We start from the raw sequence: 24,535 nt of genomic DNA on the forward strand, positions 1-24,535 counted from the left end.
AAGCATAAAAAAAGGGAAACAATATCGTTTCCCTTTTCTTCTTTACAAACCAAATTATTTATTTAACCAATAACTTTTTAGTATCTGTGAAGCTTCCATCTGTAGCTACCACTATATAAACTCCTTTTCTAAGACGGTTTACCGGATAAGAAAGTGTGTTTTTTACAATGTCAATAACATTTCCTGTACTGTCGTAGATGGTGATTTTAGTATCCGCCAGGTTTAAATTAGCGAAATTGAAATTAACCACATCCGACGCCGGATTAGGATACATCGTAAATGATTTTGTAAAATCAGTCTGATCTGCTCCTGCACTTCCGTTTTGCAAATCAATGGTCAACGGAGCGCTCCAGTTACTTGCATCAGTTGCATTTTTAGCTCTAACTCTAAACTGATAAACGGTTTGCGTACCTTGTTTCGGAACCCATAAATAATAGGTTGTGGAAGTTCCGAAAGTGGTCCAGCCTGTAGCAGCATTATTCAACTGCACTTCATAACTTGTTGCATTCGCCACTGTATTCCATGAAGCATAAAATCCGGATGAATACACTCCTGAATTCCCAATATTTGTTGGTGTCGGCAAAGTTGTCGGATTAGGTGCTGTACCTGCAACGACTGTATAATCTTCGACATCACCATCTCCAATGTTTCCACAAGCTGACGGGTTCGAATAATATTTCATTACAATACGCATTCTGGTCGTTCCGGTAAATGCAATCGGTGTAAAACTGCCTGTGGCTGTTCCGGTAGAAGAAATTCCGTCAATCACTTTTTCAGAAGCATCAAAAACATTGTTTTTATTGTAATCGATCCACACTCCCCAATATTCTAAATAAGATCCTCCGGAAAAACCTGCTGCCAGACTTACACTTGTTGCTGTTCCCGGAGTTACGGTCACGGTTTTAGAAGTAAGATTGGCATAGCCGCCTGCATCTTTACCGGATGTATTGGTGAAACTTCCAATAGTTACTGAATTAATGTATTCGTAATTATTATTCCCCTGAGCAGTACAATACGCTGAGCCTGCCGTAAGAGTGGCTGTAACCTCATTAGAATAAGCGGAGTAAATGCTGTTTGCTTTTGCACGTACTCTGTATTTATAAGTACTTCCGGCTGTCAAACCTGTGTTGGTATAAGTAACCGCTGTACTTGCTAATGTTGTGATCTCGGCAAAAACATTATCTGCTCCTGCTCTTTCTACCACAATGTTTGTCGCATTAGTTGCGTTGTTCACCCATGTCAATTGTGCTTGTAAACTGGTATTGTTCACTGTAGCTGTCAGACTTGAAGGTGCCAAAACGGTTACAGGTGCCTGAGTTCCGGCCTGAATGGATTCGTTTGGCTTCGTATTGTAAGCATAGTCTAAAACAGAATAACCAACTCCACCCGCTTCTACTTTAACATGCATCCAGCCATAACATGTACGCCCTCTGCTTTTATATTCAAAACCGATATAACCTGTTTGATTGTCCCAGGCTGTATAACTTGCCGTTCTTAAATCTAACTGATCCGGATATGCCGCTCCAGGGGTTACAAAATTACTTGAAGCACCAATTGTAGTTCCCTCTGTAATTAAACTAATGTTACGTGTACCTGCAGGTCCTACCAGTCTTTTGCCATAAGTTTCTACTTTTAAAGCGGCAGCGGCAAACTGCCATGCTCCATACTCCGTATTATCTCCAATTCCTAAATCAAAATACTGCCAGGTTTGGGCTGCCGAAGCAACATAATCAGGATTGTTTACATAGAAAACTCCGTAAGGCGCATCAAATTTCAAATTGATTGTTTTTGATGACATATCAAGAGTCGCAATTCCTCCAGTGATTGCAGCATCTTTAAAGGTAATCGTCACAGCAGCATCATTTGCAGGTAGATGTGCGGTTGCTTTTCCGGTAAAGGAAACCACTACTTTACTATTTCCCTGAAGCGTCAGTACAGCGGTTAATCCTGAAGGAACTCCTGTAATCGTATAATCAGTTCCGGCTGTTAAAGTTCCTGTGCTTTTTGTAAAAGTTCCATTGTTAGTAGATAACGAAATTGTACTGGTCGTAGTAACACCACCGTCATTTGCCTCTGCCTCGTACAGTATACTTTCTGATAGAACAACGGCCGTTTTGTTAGTCACACCGGTATAAATAGGTGCATTGGGTTGTGTATTATAGGCATATTCAGAAATGGTGTAACCGTCTCCATTTGCCGCAACACTTATTTTGAACCAGCCATAGCAAGGTAATCCATCGATTTTGTATTCAAAACCTACATATCCGGATTTTCCATCCCAAGCGGTATAACTCGCTGTTCTTAAATCTAATTGATTTGGGTATGCTCCCGGAGCGGTCATATTACTTGTCGGGCCAACTGCGGTGTTTTGTGCTAATAAGGTAATGTTTCGGCTGCCACTTTCACAAGTTAATCTTTTGCCATAAGTTTCAATTTTTAGCGCATTGGCCGCATAACGCCAACCTCCGAATGAAGTGTCGTCTCCTTTTGCAATATCAAAAAACTTCCAGACTAAATTTGAGGAGATGTTAATATCCGGCATGTCTACAAAGAAGATTCCATAAGGATCCGTAAATCTTAAATTGTAAAACAAAGCAGTACAAGACAATCCTGTGGTTCCTCCTGTAAATGCCGCAGGTAAAAATGTTATTCCGGCAGTTGTATTTTGCGCTGCCGCGTGATTTGTCGCTTTTCCTGAAAGTGTTACTGTCACCTGACCATTTGAATTTACAGTAACAACCGGTGTGATTCCGGCTGGAAAAGTATGTGTAAAATGGGTTCCGGCTGACAAAGTTCCTGAACTTAGTGCAAAAGTTTTTCCTCCGCTTAAAGTTACCACTGAGGCTGTATCAAAAGATCCATCATTGATAATGGCTTCTTTAAAAGTAGTTCCGGTTGCCACTAAACTGCTTTCAGTCGTGTTTACTCCGGTGTCAATTAAGTTTTGAGGCTGCCAGAGTGTGATCCTTGCCGGATGCTGCAATGCAGCCAGCATTCTGTCAATCTGACCTTGGGTGTACATTTTGTAACAGCCTTGTGCGCCATTGTACCCCATGTAGTTTTCTATATTTACTTTATCTCCTGTACAATTGGTTCCCGGTGTACAAGCCAAGGTGTGCTGACCGTCTTCTGCAGGGGTGTCGGCAACTTCATCTGTGCCGGAGCATCCTCCTTCGAAAGTATGAATAAGGTTTAAGAAATGTCCGAATTCATGTGTAAGGGTTGCTGAAAATTCTTTGCTGTAGGAGTTGTCGTAAAGATAAGCTCCATTAAAAACGACACGTGCTGTATTATTGGCCGTCATACCAGAATCAGGATACCATGCAACTCCTGAATTGTTAAAAACTCCTTCGTTATACAAATCGTTCTGAATATAAACGTTCATATATTTTTTATTGTCCCAGGCATCGGCAGCAATCTGATCATCGTAGCCACCGCCATTTCCGTAACCGTTTTTAGCTGCATGGAAAACAACTCCTGTCGTACATCCGCCATTAGGATCTTTTTTTGCCAGTTTAAATTCGATGTTTAATGTTCCTCTTCTCGCTTGAAAAAAGGGCTCAACTGTTTGGTAGTCGGCATTCCTGCCATTGAAATCGTCATTTAGTTGAGCCAAATGATTGACAATTTTTTCATAGGTAATGGTTTTTCCGCTTTGAACGTCTCCATAAATATGGAAAACCACGGGGATAACATAAGTAGGTGTTGCTGCTGTTTTTGAAGTTTTGCTTTTACGCTGGAGGGTAAATGTTTTGGTAAAGGCTTCAAAATCTTTTTTTTCCTGAAGTGATTTGGGGCTATTCCGATACACTTTGGCGTTTTCTTCTGTCGTCCGGCAAGGAAGTCCCTGCGCGCTCATTTTCCCTATCGAAAAAACAAGCATTAATACTAGTAGTTTTGTTTTCATTTTTTTTGGGTTAATTTGTTGCCACCAAATTTACCAGCATAGCTTCTATTTTACTGATACTATGTTATTTAAAAATAATATATAATTAACAACTTTTTAACTTTAAAAAAACACATAATTAAAAAATAAACCAAATAAATCAAGCATTCGCGAACAAAATTGATTATTTTTTAAATAAAACAAAACCGAGACTTCGACTTCGCTCAGTCGGACAATGTAATTCAATAAGTAAGACCTGACCTTCACTCAGTCTGACAATGGGATTCAATAAACACTTCGGCTTCGCTCAGTCGGACAATGGTATTCAATAAGTAAAACTTGAACTTCGCTCAGTCCGACAATGGGATTCAATAAACACTTCGGCTTCGCTAAGTCGGACAATGTAATTCAATAAATAGGACCTGACCCTCACTCAGTCCGACAATGGGATTCAATAAACACTTCGACTTCGCTCAGTCGGACAATGTAATTCAATAAATAGGACCTGACCCTCACTCAGTCGGACAATGGGATTAAACAAAAAAAAAACCGGAACCTAATTAAAGGCCCCGGTTAAAAACAGGAAAACTAATTCAAATTAAAATTTATCCCAGAAAATTTTTGTAGTCATTAAATCTCCTCCTATTGCAGCTGAGGCAGCTTCATAATTTTCTTTGTTTAAGGTTTTATCAAAAAGAGAGTAAATAGTACGAACCGGTACTTTTCCTTTTGCCGCATCAACAGCAGTTGAAGGGGCTAACAATACAGGGAAATCTAATCTTCTGTATTCTGTCCAGGCTTCAAATCCTCTATTGTAATAAGCAATCCAAAGCTGGTAAGCAATTTTTTCTTTTGTCGTTCCGGCAGCAGTTGCAAAGTCAACATCGGTTCTGCTCAAATAAGTTTGCGCATCAGCACTCGCAACTCCCCAGAAATTCATACTGGCCAAAATTCCTTTTTTATAATATTCTTCCGAAGTTCCTCCTACGCTAAATCCTCTGTTTGCAGCATCTGCCAAAAGGAAACAGGTTTCGGTGTAATCAAAAATTACTCCCGGGTTTGTTTTTTCTTTCAATCTTGATCCCATGTTTGAAAAATCACCATAACTTACTTGTTTGGCATAAGGAGCTCCTTTATAATTTCCTTGCTTTTTAGAATTTGGATTAAAGAATATATCACGTCTTGGGTCATTTTTTCCATTTAACTGATTCACAAAATATTCAGTCGGGATAGTTTGACTTTCGTTTACCAAAGTATCATACAACGGATTCATGTCTACAAGTGATGAAAAATACTGGAACAATGCTGTTTGATCTTCACTGGTCATTACTCCTGAATTGTAAGCACTTTCTACTATTGCTTTTGCTTTAGCAGGCTCAATGTCTGCAAGGTGTAATCCCAATTTTAATTTCACACTATTCGCTAATGTTTTCCATTTTGCCACATCGCCTTTGTAAATTAAATCGGCTTTACCAAAGCTCTCTTTACTGCTGTCCATAGCAGCAACAGCAGCATCTAATCTGGCAGCCAGATCTAAATAAATGGTTTTGGCATCATCGTATTTTGGATAAGGATATAGATTAATATCCAAAGCTTCACTGTAAGGCACGTTTCCAAATAAATCTACAAGTGCCTGATATGCCATCACAATCTGAACGTCAAGTACTGCGATTTTGTTTTTCTTAATTGCAGTATCAACAGCTCCTAAAGCTTCTTTGCTCTTTATGTCTTTTTGAGCGTTTACCAAATCCTGCAAAACGTCTCTGTATAACAACGTTGAAAGAGAACTTCCTAAATTTCTTCTTTCCATATTGTAGTTCACCTCATCGGTATAGGTTGTGGTAGACCAATATTGAGCATATCCTCTAAAATTATTGCTGTTTACTGAAGCATTGGTCAGGAAAAACGCATAATTTACCTGCGCATTGGTCATGAGCGCCCCCGGCAAAACGGTGGTATATGCTTTTTTATCCTGATTTAAATCTTCTAAGTTATCACAAGAGGCTACCGAAAGTAAAATGGCTCCTGCAAAAAATATCGTTTTTACTATTTTCATTTTTTTTGTTTTTAGAATTGAACTTTCATATTAAAGTTATACTCTTTTGAGGTAGGCAAAACTCCGGTTTGAAAGCCCTGAAGATTTCCTGAAGAAAGTCCCGCTTCCGGATCAGCATAAGGTAAATTTTTATGAATGATCCATAAGTTGCTTCCATTAACTGACAAAATCATATTAGTGATAAAAGTCTTTGCAAGGAATTTTGATGGCAATCTGTAGCTTAATCCTAATTCACGTAATTTCACATAAGAAGCATCGTAAACATATTGCTGTTCCGGCATGGAATTGTAAAATGAATATCCATTTGCTCCTTCTACACTTACCACTTTATCATTTGGAGTTCCGTCTTCTTTAACCCCAGACAACAGAATCCCTCCGCCGCTTGCGATCGGATTTCTTTGTGGATTTCCTAAATGATTGTTCGAAACCGTACTTTCATAAATACCTGTAGTATGTCCGAAACGTTGGTCTAATGAATAAACGTCTCCTCCTTTTTTCACATCAATCAAAAAGTTCAATGAGAAATTTTTATACGTAATTACGTTGTTCAAACCACCAATCCAATCCGGATTTATATCCCCAATTGTTGCTCCGGCCGTTTGTAAATATCTTCCGTTTGAACGAATTACTTTTTCTCCGTTTAAATAAGTAAATCCGGAACCGATCAACTGTCCAATTGGTTTTCCAACCTCAGCAACATATCCTACTCCCTGGAAAGATCCTAACGAAATTCTGTCAGCTCCTCCTAATGAAATTACTTCATTTTTATTGGTAGACCAGTTTACTTTTGCTTCCCAACTAAAATTGGCTGTTTTTACCGGAATTACAGACAAGGTCACCTCATATCCTTTATTCTGAACATCTCCTCCGTTTATCCAGGCTCTGGTGTATCCGGTTTGTGTAGGTGTTTCAACTGAAAGAATCTGGTTGGTTGTATTACTTTTGTAGTAAGAGAAATCAAGACCTACACGATTATTGAACAATTTAAGTTCTATACCGGCTTCAACACCTCTTGTCAACTCACTTTTTAAATTAGAGTTACTTTTATTGTTTTCTGTAGAGAAACGAATTCCGTCAGGTCCAAAATTATCACCTTTTGGGTAAGTTGCTGCAATCACAGCAAACGGAGCATCATTACCTGTTTCTGCATAATTCAAACGAAGTTTTCCAAAAGACAACCAATTTGTTTTAATGTGGTTACTAAAGATATAGGTTCCTGTAATCGAAGGGTACGTATAAGTACTATTACTTGATGGTAACGTTGAAGACTTATCTACACGATAACTTCCCTCTAAGAAATAAGTTTCCATAAAATTGAAACTCGCATTAGCATAAACACTGTTGGTACCGATAGCTACTTCTGACTCACCAGGGCTGTTGATTTTATCAATAGAATTACTCAAAGCATAAATCCCAGGCACTACCAGTCCGCCATTTGTTGCTGCAAAAATTGACTTACTCACTGAACGTCTTGAATTAGCTCCAAGCATTCCGTTGAACTTAATTCCGTCTGTAATATTGGTTTTAAAATTCATGATCAAATCGAAGTTGATCTCTCTGAACGTTTTATCAAATCTGGTATACTGTCCAAGTGCATTTGGTGTTCTTTTTGATCCCACAGCAATGCGCTCTTCCTGTAACTGACTATAGGTATCTACAGCACCCTTACCTGTAACATCAAACCAATCGGTGATTTGTGTACTCAAAGCAAAGTTTCCGAAAAAACGATCACGATCTAAAGTATTGTAATTGTTGTATCTTTGAAAATAAGGATTGTCATGAAACTGCAATGTTAAATCATTTGGTCCTCCAACACTCCAAGTTGTATTTTTTCCTGTAAGGTCATAAGCATCTTTTAAATCCTGAAAATCTACACTTGTAGAATACCATTGTCTGATACTGCTCAGATAGTTATTTCCACCGTCACCATAACCAGTCTCATTCATTCCTTTCGCATTTGCTTTTAAATAATTGGCCGATGCCGAAATTTTAGTTTTAGGCAGAATGTTATAGCTTCCTGAGAAGTTAAAATTGTCTTTACGATTGTTACTGTTTGGCAAAATCCCCTGATTCATGTTATAGTTCGTATAACCAAATCTGAAATCTCCTTTTTCACCTGATCCGGTAAAAGCGATATTATTAATAAACGTTAAACTCTTTTGATAAAAATCATTTGGATTTTTCTTTACTGCTGTCCAGGGAGTAGCTTTTCCGTAACCCGGTAATTCAGGGTAGAAAGAACTCCAGTTGTACACTAACAAACTAGGATCAAATTTAGGTCCCCATGAAGCATCATCGGTTGCAGCATACGGATGTACTCCACTTCCTAAATCTACTGTGCCATAGAAGTCACCATATCCACCACCGTACTGATTTTGATACTCCGGTAATGTTTTTTTATCGACTACACCAACAGTTACTCCGGAGCTAAAACTTACGCCTAAACCTCCTTTAGATTTACTTCCTTTTTTTAGTGTTACAAGGATCACCCCGTTTGAAGCTCTTGAACCATACAAAGCAGAAGCTGCAGCTCCTTTCAGTACGTTCATCGTTTCGATATCGTCAGGATTAATATCCGAAGCGGCATTTCCGTAATCGTATCCTCCTGTGTTACCTCCGCTTTTCTGATCGGCACTATTGGTATTGTCATTATTCAACGGAATACCGTCTACAATCCATAACGCCTGATTATTTCCAGTTAAGGAAGTAGTACCACGAATCACCACATTCGTTGAACCTCCAATATTATTGTTACGTCTGATTTGTACACCGGCAATTTTACCTGAAATCGCATTGGCAACGTTACCATTGTTTACTTTGGTCAGGTCTTCTCCTTTAATTTCCTGAGTGGCATATCCCAAAGATTTCTTTTCTCTTTTCAACCCCAGAGCGGTAACGACAATTTCCTGCAGCTGCTCTGAAGCAGGGGATAAAGAAACATTGGCAGTGTTCCCCGTAACGGTTACCTCTACAGCCTTCATGCCAATATAATTAAAGATTAAAACAGCATTTTGACTTGTCTTTATAGAATATTTACCGTCAAAATCAGTTTGAGCTCCTGTTTTTGTTCCTTTGATCAATACACTCGCACCCGGTAAAGGTAAGCCTGCATTATCTGAAACAATTCCCGATACAACCCGCTCCTGTGCGAGCGCAAATTGTGCTAGCAGTACAAAAAAAAGTACTACCGTTTTTCTTTGAAAAAACTTGAATTTCATAAAATGGTTTTATAATTAGTATTGGCAAATGTTTTGCTTTTTTGATAATTTTTATGATAATATATTATCGCAAAAACCTATTATATTACCCTTTTGTTACACATTTAATATTTTACATGTATTATCTTACCCTTTCAAATTCGCGCAACATACGTGCTTATTTTCTTACTTTTTATACTTTTTTAATTGATTTTAGACCATAAAAAAAGGGAGAAATCCTTTTTTCAGAAATTCTCCCTTTTTTTATGCTTTTAAAATGATTTTATTTCGCTCCCGGAGGACACTTTTCTTCAATAAATTTTATAAAAGTATCGACTAAATGTTTTCGGGTTCCTTCGCCTTCATGAATGCTGTGCGTACGATTTGGGTAGATCATTAAATTAAAAATTTTGTCGTATTTTATCAGTTCATCAATCAAAACTTCTGCATTTTTATAGTGCACATTATCATCGCCGGTTCCGTGAATGTAAAGCAAATTTCCTTTTAAGTTCTTTGCGTGTGTTACGGGTGAAGCCTGAATGTAGGCGGCTTCATTTTCGTCCGGCAATCCCATATAACGTTCGGTGTAAATATTATCGTAAAAATGCTGATCAGTAACTGCTGCAATTGCTACACCGGTTTTGTATATTTCAGGGTACTGAAACATCAGGTTCAAAGTTACGGCTCCTCCTCCGCTCCATCCGTGTATGGCCACTCTGTTCGTATCAATAAAGTTCCATTTCAGTACTTCTTTGGCCGCCATAGCCTGATCACGGGTGTTGATGATTCCAATATTTTTATAGATTGATTTTCTCCATTTTCTTCCTTTCAAAACCGGAGTTCCTCTGTTGTCCATGGCAATCCCAATGTATCCTTTCGGAATCAACAAATCAATAAATCCATTAAAATAAGGCATGTCATTCGCTACCGAAGCCATTGGCTCTCCATAAACATAAAAGAACACCGGGTATTTTTTTGTCGGATCAAAATCAAGAGGTTTTGCCATGATTCCATCGATTTCAACTCCGTCGACAGTGGCTACTTTGAATTTCTCTAATGAAAAGTCACGTGTTGGTTTTACAAAAACATCAGCCTCTTTTGGCAGTATTTTTTTATGATCGGAAAGTGAAACCAAACGTACATTAAAATCGCGATTGATATTAGAATTGGTGTGTTTAGCGTACGATCCGTCTGTCGAAAACTCATATTCATTAGTTCCTTCAAATACTTCCGGAGTTATTCTTTTGGTTTTAAGTGAATTAATATTCGTCTCATACAGATAACGCTGCGTAGCATCTTTTGGACTTGCGATATAATAAATTGATTTTGTCTTGTCATTATAGGCTTTAAAATAAGCATCGAAATTTCCGGTTGTGATCAGTTCTTTCTTTTTTCCGTCACGGCTTATTTTGTACACATGCATCCAGCCATCGGCATCTGAACTCCATAAAAAAGATTTACCATTGTCTACAAACTGACATGGGAAACCATCGTACACGCCAGAGGAAATATCAAAAACATCAATCCATTCTGCTGACTTTTCCTGATATACCAAAGTTGCCTTCCCGGATTGTGTATTGCAATTGTAAATCGAAACCTGATTTTGATTTCGATTCAATTGTATGGCCATTACCTCATTTTTAGCTATCCATTCCATACGAACCAAATAATTATTATCCGGTTCTCCCGGAATATCAAGCCAGTTGGTTTTTAAAGAAGTGATATCAATAACTCCAATTTTTACAGCAGAAGGTTTTTCTCCAGCTTTTGGATATTCTACCGGAACTACAAATGGGTATAGAGCAGCTGTATTGTTAATCATTAAGTGAAACTTTGTCTCCGAAGCATCTACACGCCAAAAAGCAATACTTTTACCATCAGGACTCCAGCGAAATCCGTCACGCGCAGCCAATTCTTCTTCGTAAACCCAGTCAAAAGTTCCATTGATTACTTTATCAGTTCCATCTGTTGTTAAAGCGGTAATCTTTCCTGACGCCAGATTTTCAAGGTAAATATTGTGTTTTGAAACGTAAGCTACATTTTCGTTATCCGCAGAAAATTTGGCAAACATCAAGGAAGACTCTTCTAAACTAGCTCCTAATTTTCTTCCTTTTCCGGTGGTTAAGTCAAAAAACCAATAGTCACCTCTGGTATTGGCTCTCCATACTTTTTTTGAGTTGGTATACACCAGAACTTTAGTTTTATTCTGGTTCCAGACTAATTCTTCTACTTCTCCGTTAAAACCTGCTGTTGTGAGCTGTTGTTGGGTTAAAACAGTGGTATTCTGATTGAGTTTATCCACATCATATACCAAAATATCCTTTCCGGAATTTACCCAAAACGAATGTGAATTGGGCAGCCACTTTAATTCGTTAATATCAATATCCTTTTGAGCCCAAATGCCCGAGCAAACCAAAAGAAGTAGTAAGAAGTGTTTTTTAATCATGGTTTATTTAGTATTTAATAGCTGTTCTATTTCTTCAATTTCAATAGGCAATCCTTCAGATAAATTAATGTTTCCGTCTTCGGTTAACAAATAATCATTTTCCAGTCGGCAGCCAATTCCTTCTTCCCGAATATAAATTCCGGGTTCGCAGGTAAGCACCATTCCTTTTTCAAAAGGTTTGGAATACAATCCCACATCATGAACATCCAGTCCTAAAAAATGAGCCGTTCCGTGCATGAAGTATTTTTTATACACAGGATTTTCGGGGTCTTGCGCTTCAATTTCTTCCAAAGTAATCAAACCTAATTTTACCAGTTCGGCTTCCACCAGACTTGCCATCTGCAATTCGTATTCTTTCGATAAAACACCCGGTTTTAAAAATTTTGATCCTTCTTTCAAACAGTGCAAAACGGATTGGTAAACTTCTTTCTGACGAGGAGAAAATTTTCCGTTTACCGGAAGACAGCGCGTAGTATCGGAATTATAATTGCCATAACAAACCCCAAAATCGACCAAAAGCATATCGCCGTCCTGACAAACCGAATCATTGGTATTGTAATGTAAAGCACAGGCATTCTTACCCGAAGCGATAATAGGTTTGAAGGCATGACGATTTCCTCCGTTTTTGATGTAATGGTACGCCAGCTCAGCTTCCAGTTCGTATTCTTTTACATTAGGTTTTACTGCTTTTAACAATGCTTTGAATCCTTCGATACTTATTACCACTGCTTTTTGAATTAAAGCAATTTCTTCTGCTGATTTTATTGGACGCAGCTCTCTTGTTATTTTGGCTACACGTTCGTAGTGATGCAACGGATATTTTTGTTTGCACCACTGAATCATTCGATCCTGACGGGTATTCATTTCCGAAGTTATTCTTTTAATGTGCTCGTTGTGCCCCAGATAAATGGCATCGGCCTCAAAGGCAAACAGCTGTAGGGCTTTTTCAAATTCGTGTATCCATTTTACATTTTTAATTCCGGAAAGCGCCGTAACTTTTTCTTTGGTCAAGAAATCTCCATCCCAGATTAATGTATGTTCAGTGACTTCTTTTACAAATAAAATAGCTCTGTTTTCTTCTTTAAAAGCATCGGGATAAAGTACCAAAATGGTTTCGTCCTGCTCAATTCCGGACAGATAAAACAAATCATTATTTTGCGCAAACCCCATAACATCATCTGTATTATTGGGCATCACATCGTTTGAAGTAAGAATAGCCAAACTGTTAGTCTGCATTTTTTCGATAAACCTCTTACGGTTATTTTCGAATAAAGAAGCCGGAATTGAATCGTATCTCATAATTTATAATTGAAACATTTTAGTATCAACCGAAGTTTTTTTGCCTGAAATAATCTCTGTGATTATTTTTCCGGTGGCTGGTGCAAGGCTTAAACCCATCATCGCATGTCCGGTGGCGAAAGTCAAATTTACAACTTTTTTGGCACGCGTAATGATTGGCATTCCCGAAGGTGTACAAGGTCTGAAACCAAACCAGGTATCCTTATTTTCAGGCATTCCTACCTGCATATCGGGATAAAACTCATTGATACTGTTGATGATTCCCTGTAATCTGTTCTTATTGATTTTGGTATCTCCAGTATGGGTAATCTCCATCGTTCCCCCAAAACGAATATCATTGTTCATAGGGGTTACGGCTACCTTTCCTTCACATAGAATCGAAGGAATCGAAGGTTTGTGATCTTGATCCTTCAGTGTAAAACTGTATCCTTTTCCCGGTAAAATAGAAACCGATATCCCGAGTTTTTTAGCCAATGAAGGACTCCAGGAACCAGCCGCCAGCACAACTTCATCTGTGCTAAATGCACCTTTATCTGTTACGACCTTTGTAATTTTATGATGATCGAAAGTAAAATCCTGTACTGTTGTGCCGGAGTGAATTTCTACTTTTAAACGCTTTAATTCTTCTTTGATAAACTGCATGAATTTCTGCGGGTACAAATGGGCATCGCCTTTATAGTGTATCCCTCCTAAAATATCGGTTTTAGTACCGTTCTCTAATTTTGCAACTGCTGCCGCAGAAAGATAATCTACTTTTAAACCCAGTTTTTCGGCTTCTCGTCCTTCATGAAACATTTCATGTGCTACTTTATCGGTTTTATACAACATCAGAAGTCCTTTTTCTTCGTAGAAAAACGAATTGTTTTCTCTGGCAAAATCCTGATACAATTCTTTACTCAGCAGTGACAAATCACGCAATGCCGGCATCGCATTTGCAACATGTCTTTCATTGGCATGTTTGTAAAACTGCAGCCCCCATTTCATCAGATTGGCATCTAATCTCGGTTTTACATAAAACGGACTCTGACTGTCGAACATCCATTTGATTCCCTGAGCAATCATACCGGGCTGTGCCAACGGAATAATATGCGACGGAACAATCATTCCGGCATTTCCATAAGAACAACCGTCATCCATAGGAGACTGATCAAAAATAGTTACCTCATATCCTTCTTTAGCCAGATAATAAGCGGTACACAAGCCTATTATACCTCCTCCAACTATACTTATTCTTTTCATTTGTACGAAATTAAAAAATTCATTGAAGAAGAATCTTATCCTCCTTCAATGAATCTAAATTTTTAATATTTTTTAAATTACCTGAAAACCATGAGCATACGGATCATTTGCTTCATCGATGATGATGGTGTTGTAACCGTATACTTTTGCCCAGCCCTGAATACTTGGTACAATCGCAGGAATCTCTCCAATTGAAGTTTCCTCCACCACTTTTCCAATGAACTTACTGCCAATATAACTTTCGTGAATAAAATCTTCTCCTACTTTAAGTTTCCCTTTGGCATGCAGCTGTGCAATTCTTGCTGATGTTCCGGTACCACAAGGAGAACGATCGATGGCTTTGTCTCCATAGAAAACAGCATTTCGACCTGACGATGTCGGATCTAAAGGCTCTCCCGTCCAAAGCATATGACTCACATCACGAATGGTATCATTTTCCGGATGGATAAAATAGTCCGGATATTTGGCATTAATTCTCTTTCGAACTTCCTGACTCAACTGGATAATTTTACCTGCCGAAAAATTCTGAATACCTGAAAAGTTTTCCTGTGGATCCACAATCGCATAATAATTCCCTCCGTATGCCACATCAAAAGTAATTTCTCCCAGTTCAGGACAATCAATAGTTAATCCTTCTGCTGCCAAATAGGACTTTACATTGGTCAGACGTACCCAGTCGACTTTGTTTCCGGTTTGCTGGTACTCAATATTCACAAGACCGGCAGGAGCTTCCATTCTTATTTTTCCCGGTATTTTTGGGGTTATCAAACCTTCTTCAATGGCAATGGTAATGGTACCAATGGTTCCGTGGCCGCACATTGGCAGGCAACCGGAAGTTTCGATAAACAAAATTCCAAAATCATTGGCAGGATCGCTTGGCGGATATAAAATACTTCCGCTCATCATATCATGTCCGCGGGGTTCAAACATTAGTCCTTTGCGGATCCAGTCAAATTCTTTTAAAAAATGCTGACGTTTTTCGCTCATGTTAGCGCCAGTCAAATTAGGCCCACCGCCTGCCACCACTCTTACAGGATTCCCGCAAGTGTGTGCATCTACACAAAAAAAAGTCTTCTTTACCATTTATGCTATCTGGGATTTTGTTTGAATATTATTTAAGGTTCTTAAAATCTGTAATGGATTCTCGTTTTGCAATTCTGCAGGTAATAATTCATTGGGCCAATTCTGATAACTAAACGGTCGAACCCAGCGATAAACCGCATGAATTCCAACGGCAGTAAATCTCGAATCAGAAGAAGCAGGGTAAGGCCCTCCGTGAATCATTGAAGGACAAACTTCAACTCCTGTAGGAACACCGTTAAAAATCAATCGTCCCACTCTACTCTGCATCGCTGCAATTAATTCGTCCTGATTTTTCAATTCCTCAGGCTCTCCAATAATAGTACCTGTCAACTGCCCGTCCAATTGATTGATAATCGTCAGCAATTGTTGTTCATCATCGCATTGCACCAGTACCGAAACAGGTCCGAAAACCTCATGACTTAAGATTTTATTCTCTAAAAAAGTTTTACCGTCCACGGTTAAAACTTTCTGTACTCCGTAATTAGATGCCGCGTCACCTTTGTATTCTGCAATTTTTGCAACACCTTTCTGTGCCAACATAGTTGCTGATCCTTCTTCAAAACCTTCTTTCATTGAAGGATGCAACATACAAAATGGTTCTATTTTTTCAATGGCCTGAGTTAATTCTTCTGAGAATTTATCTAACTCAGCTCCTTTAATTCCAAACAGTAATCCTGGATTGGTACAAAACTGACCTGCTCCAAGCGTGATAGATCCTGCATAAGCTGTAGCCCATTTTTGACTGTTTACCTTTACAGCATTTGGCAAAAGCACCACAGGATTTACACTTCCCATCTCGGCAAAAACCGGAATTGGCTCCGGTCGCTGTGCTGCCAAATCAAACAAGGCTCTTCCGGCACGGATACTTCCGGTAAAACCAACTGCTTTTACCAACGGATGTTTCACCAATGCAGTTCCAAGAGTTGTTCCCCCACCAATAAGATTGGAGAAAACACCCTCTGGCATATTTGTTTTTTGTGCTGCTTTTATAATAGCCGAAGCAACCATTTCGCCTGTTCCCACATGCATCGAATGACTTTTTACAATCACAGGACAACCCGCCGCTAATGCTGAAGCGGTATCTCCACCAGCTGTTGAAAATGCAAACGGAAAATTACTGGACCCAAAAACCACCACCGGGCCAAGGGGTACCAAAATTTTACGCAAATCTTCTTTTGGTGCAGGAACCCTGTCTGTTATTGCCGTATCAATTGCAGCCTGAACCCAGCTCCCTTCAATGAGCATTTGGGCAAACGCGCGTAGTTGACCAACCATTCTTCCGCGCTCCCCCTCCGCTCTGCCCATTGGAAAGCCGGATTCACTGCAATACTGAACTAACAAATCATTTCCTAAAGCTACGATTTCGTCAGCGATAGCATTTAAAAAACCGGCTCTTTCTAAACCGGAACATTTTTTATACGTTCCAAATGCCTGATGAGCCAAAGCAACTGCTTCTTCAATTTCTTCATGAGTTGCTTCTGTAAAAACCCAGGGATTTTCGACATTCTGCTGCGGATTAAATGTTTTAAATGTTTTATTGCCCCCAGCTTTTAGTGTACTTCCCACGTAATTTTTTCCTGTAATCATATTTCTTTTTTTGTTGTTTGAATAAATACTTTACAATTCTTAAAAGAAGAAATTTGTAAAACCAATTGTATCAGCTTACTTACTGTTACAAGTTTTTATAATCAGGCAAAGTTGGTCTTGATGCTAAGGATTTGGCAATAATATCTAAAACTTTTTCTCTTTCAGCTCCTTGAAGCGGTAATCTTGGTGCGCGAACATATTCTGTCCCGATACCTGTTGCTACTTCTGCAAGCTTAATATTTTGTACTAAAAATGAATTAATGTCTAATTCTAATAAAGGAAGAAACCATCTGTATATTTTCAAAGCCTCATCAATTCTTCCGGCTTTGGCTAATTTGTATATCGCAACAGTTTCTTTTGGAAAAGCACACACCAGACCTGAAACCCATCCGTCAGACCCCATCAGCAAACTCTCTAAAGCCAGTGTATCTACTCCTGATAAAATCTTTAATCGATCACCGAAACGGTTAATCATTCTCGTTACATTTGAAATATCTCTTGTTGATTCTTTTACTGCCTGAATGTTATCAAACTTCAACAGTTCTTCAAACATATCCAATGTAACTTCAATTTTATAATCTACCGGATTATTGTATATCATTATTGGAAGTGATGTATTTTTTGCGACTTCAGAAAAATACGTTACCGTTTCAAAATCAGAAGCTTTGTAACGCATTGGAGGCAGCATCATCAATCCTTTTGCTCCATCTTGTTCGGCTTTATTGGCTGCTAAAATTGCGGCACGTGTAGTTTGCTCTGCAATATTCATAATTACCGGTACCTGATTGTTTACCAGGCTAACCGTATTTTTTACCAATTCTCTTCTCTCCTCTTCCAAAAGAGTACTGGCTTCTCCTAATGTTCCGCCCAGAATTATTCCTTCAACACCTGCTTCTAATTGTGCTTTTAAGTTAACTTCAAACATTCCGAAGTCTAATTTATCATCTGCAGTAAATTTGGTTGTTACTGCCGGCATAACGCCTTTCCATTGAATACTCATAATATCGATTTTAATTAAAACCAAAATTATTTATATTGAACAAAGCAAGAGGCTTAAAAATTACCTCAAAACAATACTATATTACCCTATATAAACTGATTACACAAAAAACCAATTAATATATTGCTATTTTTTTGACAAAATAAAATATATTTGAATGAACTAACCTTGACCAACCATGAAAGTTTTTCCATTTAAAATCCCTAAATCGGGAGAAGATCCTCTTATATATCAAGAGGATAGAGAGATCGTTTTTTACGACAAACTCCATCAGCACGAAGAAATACAAATTAGTTTTATCGAAAAAGGACAGGGTGCCATATTTGCCGGAGATACCATCTCGCATTACCGCGAAGGCGATATCTTAATGATTGGAAGCAATTTACCTCATGTTTTCAGAAGTGAAGTATATGATAATGAATCTTCCATTATGCGTACCTTATTCTTTACCACAAACTCATTTGGAAAAGATTTTTTCTCGCTAACCACTTTCAAAAACATCCAGCCTTTTTTAGAAAACAGCAAAAATGGATTTATCACCCACAATCCCCCTAAAAAAATCGTCAAATCTTTTAAAAAACTAAACAAATCAGACAACTACGAACGCTTCATTTTGTTTCTGGAAATCATAAAGTGGCTTTCTAACAGCGAGAGAGAACAGCTCTCCAACCATTTGTACGATAAAAAAATCACAGATAATGAAGGTAAACGAATGCAGACGGTATTTGAACATGTAATGACCAACTACCAAAAAAACATTAACCTGGATGAGATTGCTTCGATTGCCAATATGACTAAAAATGCGTTCTGCCGGTATTTTAAAGTCCGGACCAACAAGTCCTTTTTCCAGTTTTTAATCGAAGTGAGAATCGAACACGCTTCCAAACTGCTGGCCAACAACAGCGAACTTTCGGTTCTCGAAATTGCCGAATTATGCGGCTTTAACAACATCTCCAATTTCAACAGAAAGTTTAAAGAACTCAAACAAACCTCTCCATTGCAATACCGAAAACTGAATCTATAAGTAGTTTACTGTGGCTTAACCGCAAGGGACGCAAAGTTTTTTTGTCTAAGTTTACACATATAAACGCAAGGTTCGCAAAGCAATAAGATAAAGCTTTGCGAACCTTGCGTTTATATAAAATCTAATAAGTAAAAATTCCTTGCGTCCTTTGCGGTTAAACATTCTCGCTCCTTACGCGATCCTAAAAACGCTACTCAATTGAAAGCCTCGTCATAATAGGATAATGATCTGAGTTTTCGAAGTCGGAAAAACTTTCAAATTGTTTGACTTTCATTTTACTATCCGTAAAAATATAATCAATACGTGCCGGATAATAACGAAACTTATAGGTAGCTCCAAATCCTTCTCCGGCTTCTTCAAAGGCATCCTTGAGTTTTCCTTTGATATTTCGGTAAACATATGAAAACGGACTATTATTCATATCTCCACAAATAATAATCGGGTTTTTGCATTGTTTGATATTTTCTTTAAATATCTCGGCTTGTTCTTGCTGTTGTCTAAATCCTTTACTGATTCGGGTATAAATTAACTGCGATTTTTCCTGATTGACATGATCAATATTATCTGAAATATCACTTACATCCGGCGAAATTTTTATAGACTGCAGGTGCATGTTGTACACCCGAATAACCTCTTTACCTCTTTTAATATCGGCATAGATTACGTTATTATCTGAGTTTGGAAAGATGATATTTCCCTGATTAATAATAGGAAATTTTGAAAAGATCGCCTGACCGGTTTTAATTTTATTTCCCTCGATGAAAATGTAACGATGCGGATACACTTTCAAATCCAGATGAGCCGAGTTGGAATACTCCTGAATACACAGAATATCTGGATCTTTTTCGTCGATAAAAGCTTTTATATTGGAAGGAATATCGTCGCGGTCGAGCCATTTAAAGACATTAAAAAGACGCACATTATAGCTCATTACCGAGAAATCTCTCTCGTCCCTAACATATTCTTTTGTCGAGAATTTATAAAATTTACTGATAAAAGTAATTCCGGTTAACAATACCAAACCGGATAAAATAAGACGTTTTTTAAACTGAATTCCCCAATAGACAAAGAACAAACCATTGAGAACGAAGAAAGCCGGCATAAAGAGCGTTAAGACCGATAGAAGCGGAAAACTCTTTGGTGCCAGAAATGGTAAAATATAAATACTAAAGGTCAGTACAGTTAGCACTATATTCAAAAAGAACATTATTTTATTAAACCATGAAAGGTTTTTCATATTGCGGGCCTAAAACGATTATTTTCCAGCTTTAAATAAAAACTCTTTTTCTTCTTTTGTCAGACAATCATAGCCGGACTGGCTGATTTTGTCTAAAATTTCATCAATTTGTTGTTGCGTTTTGTCTTTCGTAACAATTCTTGACGTCACTTTTTCAGTAGGTTTTTTGTAATTTTTATGAACTTTTGTGAATGGGGTCGATGGGGATTTTTTAAACAGATTGGCAAAGAAATCTAATGTTCTGGAAACAATTTTACTAAGATCTGTACCGTTTTGAAGCAGCTTGATAAAAAGGAATCCAAAGAAAGCTCCTGCCAAATGCGAGATATGTCCTCCGGTATTGTCTAAACGAAACTGCATTAAATCAAGAACCAGAATCACAGCTGTAATGTGCCAAAGCTTTACATTGCCTATAAGCAGTAAACGCACATTCATCAATGGCTGATAGGTGGTAACACCCATCAGGATTGCCATAATTGCAGCCGAAGCTCCTACTATAGGCGCCGAAATATTTAAAAAATAAAAACTGAGTGCAAAAACAATCCCTGAAAAAATGGCTCCTAAAATATACAGTCCGAGATATTGTTTTTGAGTAAAGAAAGTCAGGAACAACTGACTCGCAAAATTCAACACCATCATATTAAACAATAAATGCAGAAAGCCATAATGAAAGAAAGCATACGTTAAAAATGTCCAGGGCTTGAACATAAAAACGGCAGGATCTGATGACAATGCCAGCCAGTTCGGAAAAGCAAACTGAGCTGTAGAAAAGTTATAGAATAGCACTAATGAAATCAGGAAACAACCAATGTTCCAAAAAATAACACGCATGGCTATTCCGCCTAATCGATATTGTAATTTTAAATCATCCAGAATGTTCATAAAAGCTTTCTTTAGTTTTTATTTGCAATATTAAAGTTAAAAATTAATTCCAACGATTGTTATTAAACTGATTTTTTTTCCAGTACCACATCATAAAGTACCCAATGACCGCACCTCCAATATGAGCGAAGTGAGCGACCCCTGTACCTCCTCCTCCAAATATAGAATCTCCTTTGAAACCTAAAAACAAATCAATGGCTAAAATTCCTGGTACAAAATATTTCGCCTTAATCGGAATTGGTATAAACATCAATGCAAGCTCAGCATTTGGAAACATAAAAGCAAAAGCCACCAAAAGTCCGTAAATAGCACCTGAAGCTCCTACCATTGGTACCTGAGTAATTATAGAAGCATTAAATAATCCTTTAAATCCTTCTTCAGTAAGATTGGTCTTTCCAACCCCTTCCAATATTGGCTTAATTTGATCAAAAAACAAATCGGATCTAAAACCCGACCCGTCACTAAAATTTACATTTAAGATCTGATGTAATGTGGCATCTGATAACCCTAAGCTTCTTACCGGCTCTAAAGCTGCCTGGAATTGCAAATAATTTACCCCTATTTGCAATAAAGCGGCACCTAATCCACAGGAAATGTAAAAGAAAATAAACTTCTTTCCTCCCCAAAAATGTTCCAAGGCCGATCCGAAAGAAACCATCGCAAACATATTAAAGGCAATATGCAAAATACCGCCATGCATAAACATGTGTGTTATGGGCTGCCAAAGTTTAAAAAAATCGCTTTCCGGAAAAAATAGTGCAAAAAACTGCTCGGAAACAGGCACTAACTGCGCACCAATAAAAAATATGATATTAATTATAAGCAGTTGTTTTACGACAGGAGTCATGTTGTTCATCATAAGGCAAACTTTTTATCTATATCTTCTACACGCATCGTGATGAAGGTAGGTTTTTGAAAAGGTGAAATGTTTGGATCTTTGCAGGCAAATAATCCGTTAACCAGATTGTCCTGTTCTTTTTCGGTTAAATACGATCCGGTTTTAACCGCTAAACTTTTAGCCATTGATTTAGCAATGGTATCATTCTGACTGTAACTGTTGGCCGGAATTCCGTCCTGCAAATCACTTAATAATTGTTCGATAACCAGAGAGACTTCGCTTTCGGTAATGTTTACCGGAATTCCGGAAATCACAATATGATCAGTTTGAGCTTCATCAAAAACGAAACCGGTTGTTTCTAAAGAAGGTTTCAGTTCTTCGATCAGTTTCATTTCAGCCGAAGAATAAAATAAGTTCAACGGAAACAATAATTGCTGACTAGAGGCCTGATTAACGGTCATATTCAACAAAAACTGCTCGTACAAAATACGCTGATGTGCTCTTTGCTGATCGACAATCACCATTCCGGATTTAATTGGTGAGACTATATATTTTTTATGAATCTGATACGTTCCCTGACTCGCTTGTTCAATTTCATTATCGTTAAATAAGGAAGAGGTCACTTCTTCGTTTTCGAAGGTAAACGGTGAACTTTCGATACTTTCTGTCTCTAAACCAGTATACAAACTTTCCCAGCTTGCCGTTGGCTCGACTCTTTTAGAATAACCGGAATAAGAATTTGCTCCTGAGCTATAACTTGAGCCTGAACCTGAACCTGAATTTGACCCCGAACCAGATCCTGAGCTAAAACCGGAACCTGATCCCGATTTTGCATAATGCTGATTGGTTTTATCATCTGTAAACGGGTTAAAAGTCCCGTCAACCTGAATCGTTGGAGTTTCGGCTTCTAAATCTTTATAATGATATGGAGTATCTAAATTGGCGTCACGCTCAAAATCTAAAACCGGTGCGACATTAAACTGCCCCAAACTGTGTTTTATAGAGGCTCTTAAAATAGCGTACAAGGCCTGCTCATCATCAAACTTAATTTCTGTTTTGGTAGGATGAATATTGATATCAATCGTATTGGGCGGAACTTTCAAATATAAAAAGTAACTTGGCTGCGAACCGTCTTTCAATAGTCCGTCATAAGCCGCCATTACTGCATGATGCAGATAACCGCTTTTAATGAAACGATCGTTTACAAAAAAGAATTGTTCTCCTCTGCTTTTCTTTGCAAACTCTGGCTTGCAAACAAATCCCTGAACGTTAATGATCTCTGTATCTTCACTGACCGGAACTAATTTTTCATTGGTTTTCCCGGACATGATTCCCACAATTCGCTGACGATAACCTGCCGCAGGCAAATTATACAATTCGCTTCCATTGTGGTAAAAGGTAAAATGAATATTAGGATGCGCCATTGCCACACGCTGAAACTCGTCCATAACATGGCGAAATTCCACCGTATCCGATTTTAAGAAATTACGACGTGCAGGAATATTAAAAAATAAATTTTTAACCGCAAAAGAAGTTCCTTTAGGCAAAACAGCTTCTTCCTGCGACACAAATTTACTTCCTTCAATTACAATATGCGTCCCCAGTTCTTCCTGATCCTGTTTCGTTTTCATTTCCATGTGCGCAATCGCAGCAATAGAAGCCAATGCTTCTCCACGAAACCCTTTAGTATGAAGCGAAAAAAGATCTTCGGCCTGGCGTATTTTTGAGGTAGCATGACGTGCAAAACACAAACGTGCATCAGTTACACTCATCCCCATTCCATTATCGATAACCTGAACTAATGATTTTCCGGCATCTTTAATAATCAATTTAATGTCAGTTGCTTTCGCATCAACAGCATTTTCTAACAGCTCTTTTACAACCGAAGCAGGTCTTTGAACCACCTCTCCGGCAGCAATTTGATTCGCAACGTGATCAGGAAGTAATTGAATGATACTCGACATTAAAAAATTTGGGTTAAAGGTTGTCCATCGATTTTTATCGAAAATAATCCGTAAAATCTCAGGGTAATATTATTATTTCAATTCTGGTTTTTGAAACCAAGGTGTACAAATTTAATGAATTTCTGTTGGCTTTTTAAACAACAGCTATCATAAAAAAAACAAAAAACCTATACTATTTTACACAGTATAGGTTTTAGTATTATTAAAACAATTGTGTTTTATTCGTTCTCAATTTTTCTTGGCTTATCTTCGATCTGAAGTGCTCCTGAAGACAACAATGGTTGATTGAACGGGTGTGACATAGAAGCCTGTTGGCGAATATAAGCCATTTTGATTGCTGCGATTGCCGCTTCAGTTCCTTTGTTTCCGTGAATTCCTCCACTTCTGTCAATGGACTGCTGCATGTTATTGTCTGTTAAAACACAAAAAATAACCGGAATATCAGTCTGAACATTCAAATCTTTTATGCCCTGAGTAACACCTTCACATACAAAATCAAAGTGTTTTGTTTCTCCCTGAATCACACATCCAATTACAATTACCGCATCAACGTTTTGCGTTTGCAGCATTTTCTTGGCACCATAAACAAGCTCAAAACTCCCCGGAACATTCCAGCGGATAATTTGATGAGCCGGAACTTCACAATCTGTTAGAGCGTCAAAAGCGCCATTATAAAGTCCTTCGGTAACCGTTTCATTCCATTCAGAAACAACAATCCCAAATCGAAAATCTTTCGCATTTGGGATTGTGTTTTTATCGTATTCTGATAAATTTTTATTTTGAGTAGCCATCTGTAT

At 38.0% G+C, this 24,535-nt stretch carries 15 protein-coding genes; 1 reads left to right on the forward strand and 14 read right to left on the reverse strand.

Annotated features, from left to right (window positions below; all coding sequences use genetic code 11):
* Window positions 1-58 precede the first annotated feature (58 nt).
* The 9 genes from BHE19_RS14645 to BHE19_RS14685 all read right to left on the reverse strand — a co-directional run bounded on the left by BHE19_RS14645 (window position 59) and on the right by BHE19_RS14685 (window position 17,793).
* Window positions 59-3,907, reverse strand: coding sequence for a M43 family zinc metalloprotease (locus tag BHE19_RS14645; protein WP_070907767.1), 3,849 nt, complete (start codon window positions 3,905-3,907; stop codon window positions 59-61).
* A 577-nt stretch (window positions 3,908-4,484) separates the two neighbouring features.
* Entirely contained in the window at window positions 4,485-5,942 is a 1,458-nt protein-coding gene (locus tag BHE19_RS14650) for a SusD/RagB family nutrient-binding outer membrane lipoprotein (protein ID WP_070907768.1), read from the reverse strand.
* Window positions 5,943-5,953: 11 nt separating this feature from the next.
* A complete protein-coding gene (locus tag BHE19_RS14655; protein WP_070907769.1) occupies window positions 5,954-9,160 on the reverse strand; it encodes a SusC/RagA family TonB-linked outer membrane protein in 3,207 nt (1,068 codons plus the stop codon).
* Window positions 9,161-9,422: 262 nt separating this feature from the next.
* Window positions 9,423-11,585: a S9 family peptidase gene (locus tag BHE19_RS14660; RefSeq protein WP_070907770.1), complete on the reverse strand. Its 2,163-nt coding sequence runs from the start codon at window positions 11,583-11,585 to the stop codon at window positions 9,423-9,425.
* A gap of 3 nt (window positions 11,586-11,588) precedes the next feature.
* Complete coding sequence (locus BHE19_RS14665) at window positions 11,589-12,884, reverse strand: aminopeptidase P family protein (RefSeq protein ID WP_070907771.1); 1,296 nt, start codon at window positions 12,882-12,884, stop codon at window positions 11,589-11,591.
* A gap of 3 nt (window positions 12,885-12,887) precedes the next feature.
* Window positions 12,888-14,123: an NAD(P)/FAD-dependent oxidoreductase gene (locus BHE19_RS14670; protein WP_070907772.1), complete on the reverse strand. Its 1,236-nt coding sequence runs from the start codon at window positions 14,121-14,123 to the stop codon at window positions 12,888-12,890.
* A gap of 72 nt (window positions 14,124-14,195) precedes the next feature.
* Entirely contained in the window at window positions 14,196-15,206 is a 1,011-nt protein-coding gene (locus BHE19_RS14675) for a 4-hydroxyproline epimerase (protein ID WP_017494845.1), read from the reverse strand.
* Complete coding sequence (locus tag BHE19_RS14680; protein ID WP_070907773.1) at window positions 15,207-16,793, reverse strand: aldehyde dehydrogenase (NADP(+)); 1,587 nt, start codon at window positions 16,791-16,793, stop codon at window positions 15,207-15,209.
* A gap of 85 nt (window positions 16,794-16,878) precedes the next feature.
* Window positions 16,879-17,793 (reverse strand): dihydrodipicolinate synthase family protein, encoded by a 915-nt coding sequence (locus BHE19_RS14685; RefSeq protein WP_070907957.1) that lies wholly within the window; start codon window positions 17,791-17,793, stop codon window positions 16,879-16,881.
* Between the two features lie 178 nt (window positions 17,794-17,971).
* On the opposite strand from BHE19_RS14685, the gene BHE19_RS14690 reads away from it, so the two are divergent.
* Window positions 17,972-18,817: an AraC family transcriptional regulator gene (locus BHE19_RS14690; protein ID WP_017494848.1), complete on the forward strand. Its 846-nt coding sequence runs from the start codon at window positions 17,972-17,974 to the stop codon at window positions 18,815-18,817.
* A 190-nt stretch (window positions 18,818-19,007) separates the two neighbouring features.
* On the opposite strand, the gene BHE19_RS14695 is transcribed toward BHE19_RS14690, so the two are convergent.
* From BHE19_RS14695 to ribH, 5 genes are all read right to left on the reverse strand, one after another.
* Window positions 19,008-20,024, reverse strand: a complete 1,017-nt coding sequence (locus BHE19_RS14695) for an endonuclease/exonuclease/phosphatase family protein (protein WP_089059949.1) — start codon at window positions 20,022-20,024, stop codon at window positions 19,008-19,010.
* Window positions 20,025-20,072: 48 nt separating this feature from the next.
* Window positions 20,073-20,936: a rhomboid family intramembrane serine protease gene (locus BHE19_RS14700; protein WP_017494850.1), complete on the reverse strand. Its 864-nt coding sequence runs from the start codon at window positions 20,934-20,936 to the stop codon at window positions 20,073-20,075.
* A gap of 43 nt (window positions 20,937-20,979) precedes the next feature.
* Window positions 20,980-21,792, reverse strand: coding sequence for a rhomboid family intramembrane serine protease (locus BHE19_RS14705; RefSeq protein ID WP_070907958.1), 813 nt, complete (start codon window positions 21,790-21,792; stop codon window positions 20,980-20,982).
* Window positions 21,792-23,738 (reverse strand): DNA mismatch repair endonuclease MutL, encoded by a 1,947-nt coding sequence (gene mutL, locus BHE19_RS14710; RefSeq protein ID WP_070907775.1) that lies wholly within the window; start codon window positions 23,736-23,738, stop codon window positions 21,792-21,794. Before mutL ends, BHE19_RS14705 begins: the two co-directional genes overlap by 1 nt.
* 218 nt (window positions 23,739-23,956) lie before the next feature.
* Window positions 23,957-24,529, reverse strand: coding sequence for a 6,7-dimethyl-8-ribityllumazine synthase (gene ribH, locus BHE19_RS14715; protein ID WP_017494853.1), 573 nt, complete (start codon window positions 24,527-24,529; stop codon window positions 23,957-23,959).
* Window positions 24,530-24,535 lie beyond the last annotated feature (6 nt).

This window comes from Flavobacterium tructae, assembly GCF_001853485.1.
GTDB classification, from domain to species: domain Bacteria; phylum Bacteroidota; class Bacteroidia; order Flavobacteriales; family Flavobacteriaceae; genus Flavobacterium; species Flavobacterium tructae.

Coding starts and splice junctions, on each gene's coding strand:
- BHE19_RS14695 (WP_089059949.1), bottom strand. CDS start 20,024: ATGTTCTTTTTGAATATAGTGCTAACTGTACTGACCTTTAGTATTTAT.
- ribH (WP_017494853.1), bottom strand. CDS start 24,529: ATGGCTACTCAAAATAAAAATTTATCAGAATACGATAAAAACACAATC.
- BHE19_RS14670 (WP_070907772.1), bottom strand. CDS start 14,123: ATGAAAAGAATAAGTATAGTTGGAGGAGGTATAATAGGCTTGTGTACC.
- BHE19_RS14680 (WP_070907773.1), bottom strand. CDS start 16,793: ATGATTACAGGAAAAAATTACGTGGGAAGTACACTAAAAGCTGGGGGC.
- BHE19_RS14700 (WP_017494850.1), bottom strand. CDS start 20,936: ATGAACATTCTGGATGATTTAAAATTACAATATCGATTAGGCGGAATA.
- BHE19_RS14650 (WP_070907768.1), bottom strand. CDS start 5,942: ATGAAAATAGTAAAAACGATATTTTTTGCAGGAGCCATTTTACTTTCG.
- mutL (WP_070907775.1), bottom strand. CDS start 23,738: ATGTCGAGTATCATTCAATTACTTCCTGATCACGTTGCGAATCAAATT.
- BHE19_RS14690 (WP_017494848.1), top strand. CDS start 17,972: ATGAAAGTTTTTCCATTTAAAATCCCTAAATCGGGAGAAGATCCTCTT.
- BHE19_RS14705 (WP_070907958.1), bottom strand. CDS start 21,792: ATGAACAACATGACTCCTGTCGTAAAACAACTGCTTATAATTAATATC.
- BHE19_RS14685 (WP_070907957.1), bottom strand. CDS start 17,793: ATGAGTATTCAATGGAAAGGCGTTATGCCGGCAGTAACAACCAAATTT.
- BHE19_RS14675 (WP_017494845.1), bottom strand. CDS start 15,206: ATGGTAAAGAAGACTTTTTTTTGTGTAGATGCACACACTTGCGGGAAT.
- BHE19_RS14660 (WP_070907770.1), bottom strand. CDS start 11,585: ATGATTAAAAAACACTTCTTACTACTTCTTTTGGTTTGCTCGGGCATT.
- BHE19_RS14645 (WP_070907767.1), bottom strand. CDS start 3,907: ATGAAAACAAAACTACTAGTATTAATGCTTGTTTTTTCGATAGGGAAA.
- BHE19_RS14655 (WP_070907769.1), bottom strand. CDS start 9,160: ATGAAATTCAAGTTTTTTCAAAGAAAAACGGTAGTACTTTTTTTTGTA.
- BHE19_RS14665 (WP_070907771.1), bottom strand. CDS start 12,884: ATGAGATACGATTCAATTCCGGCTTCTTTATTCGAAAATAACCGTAAG.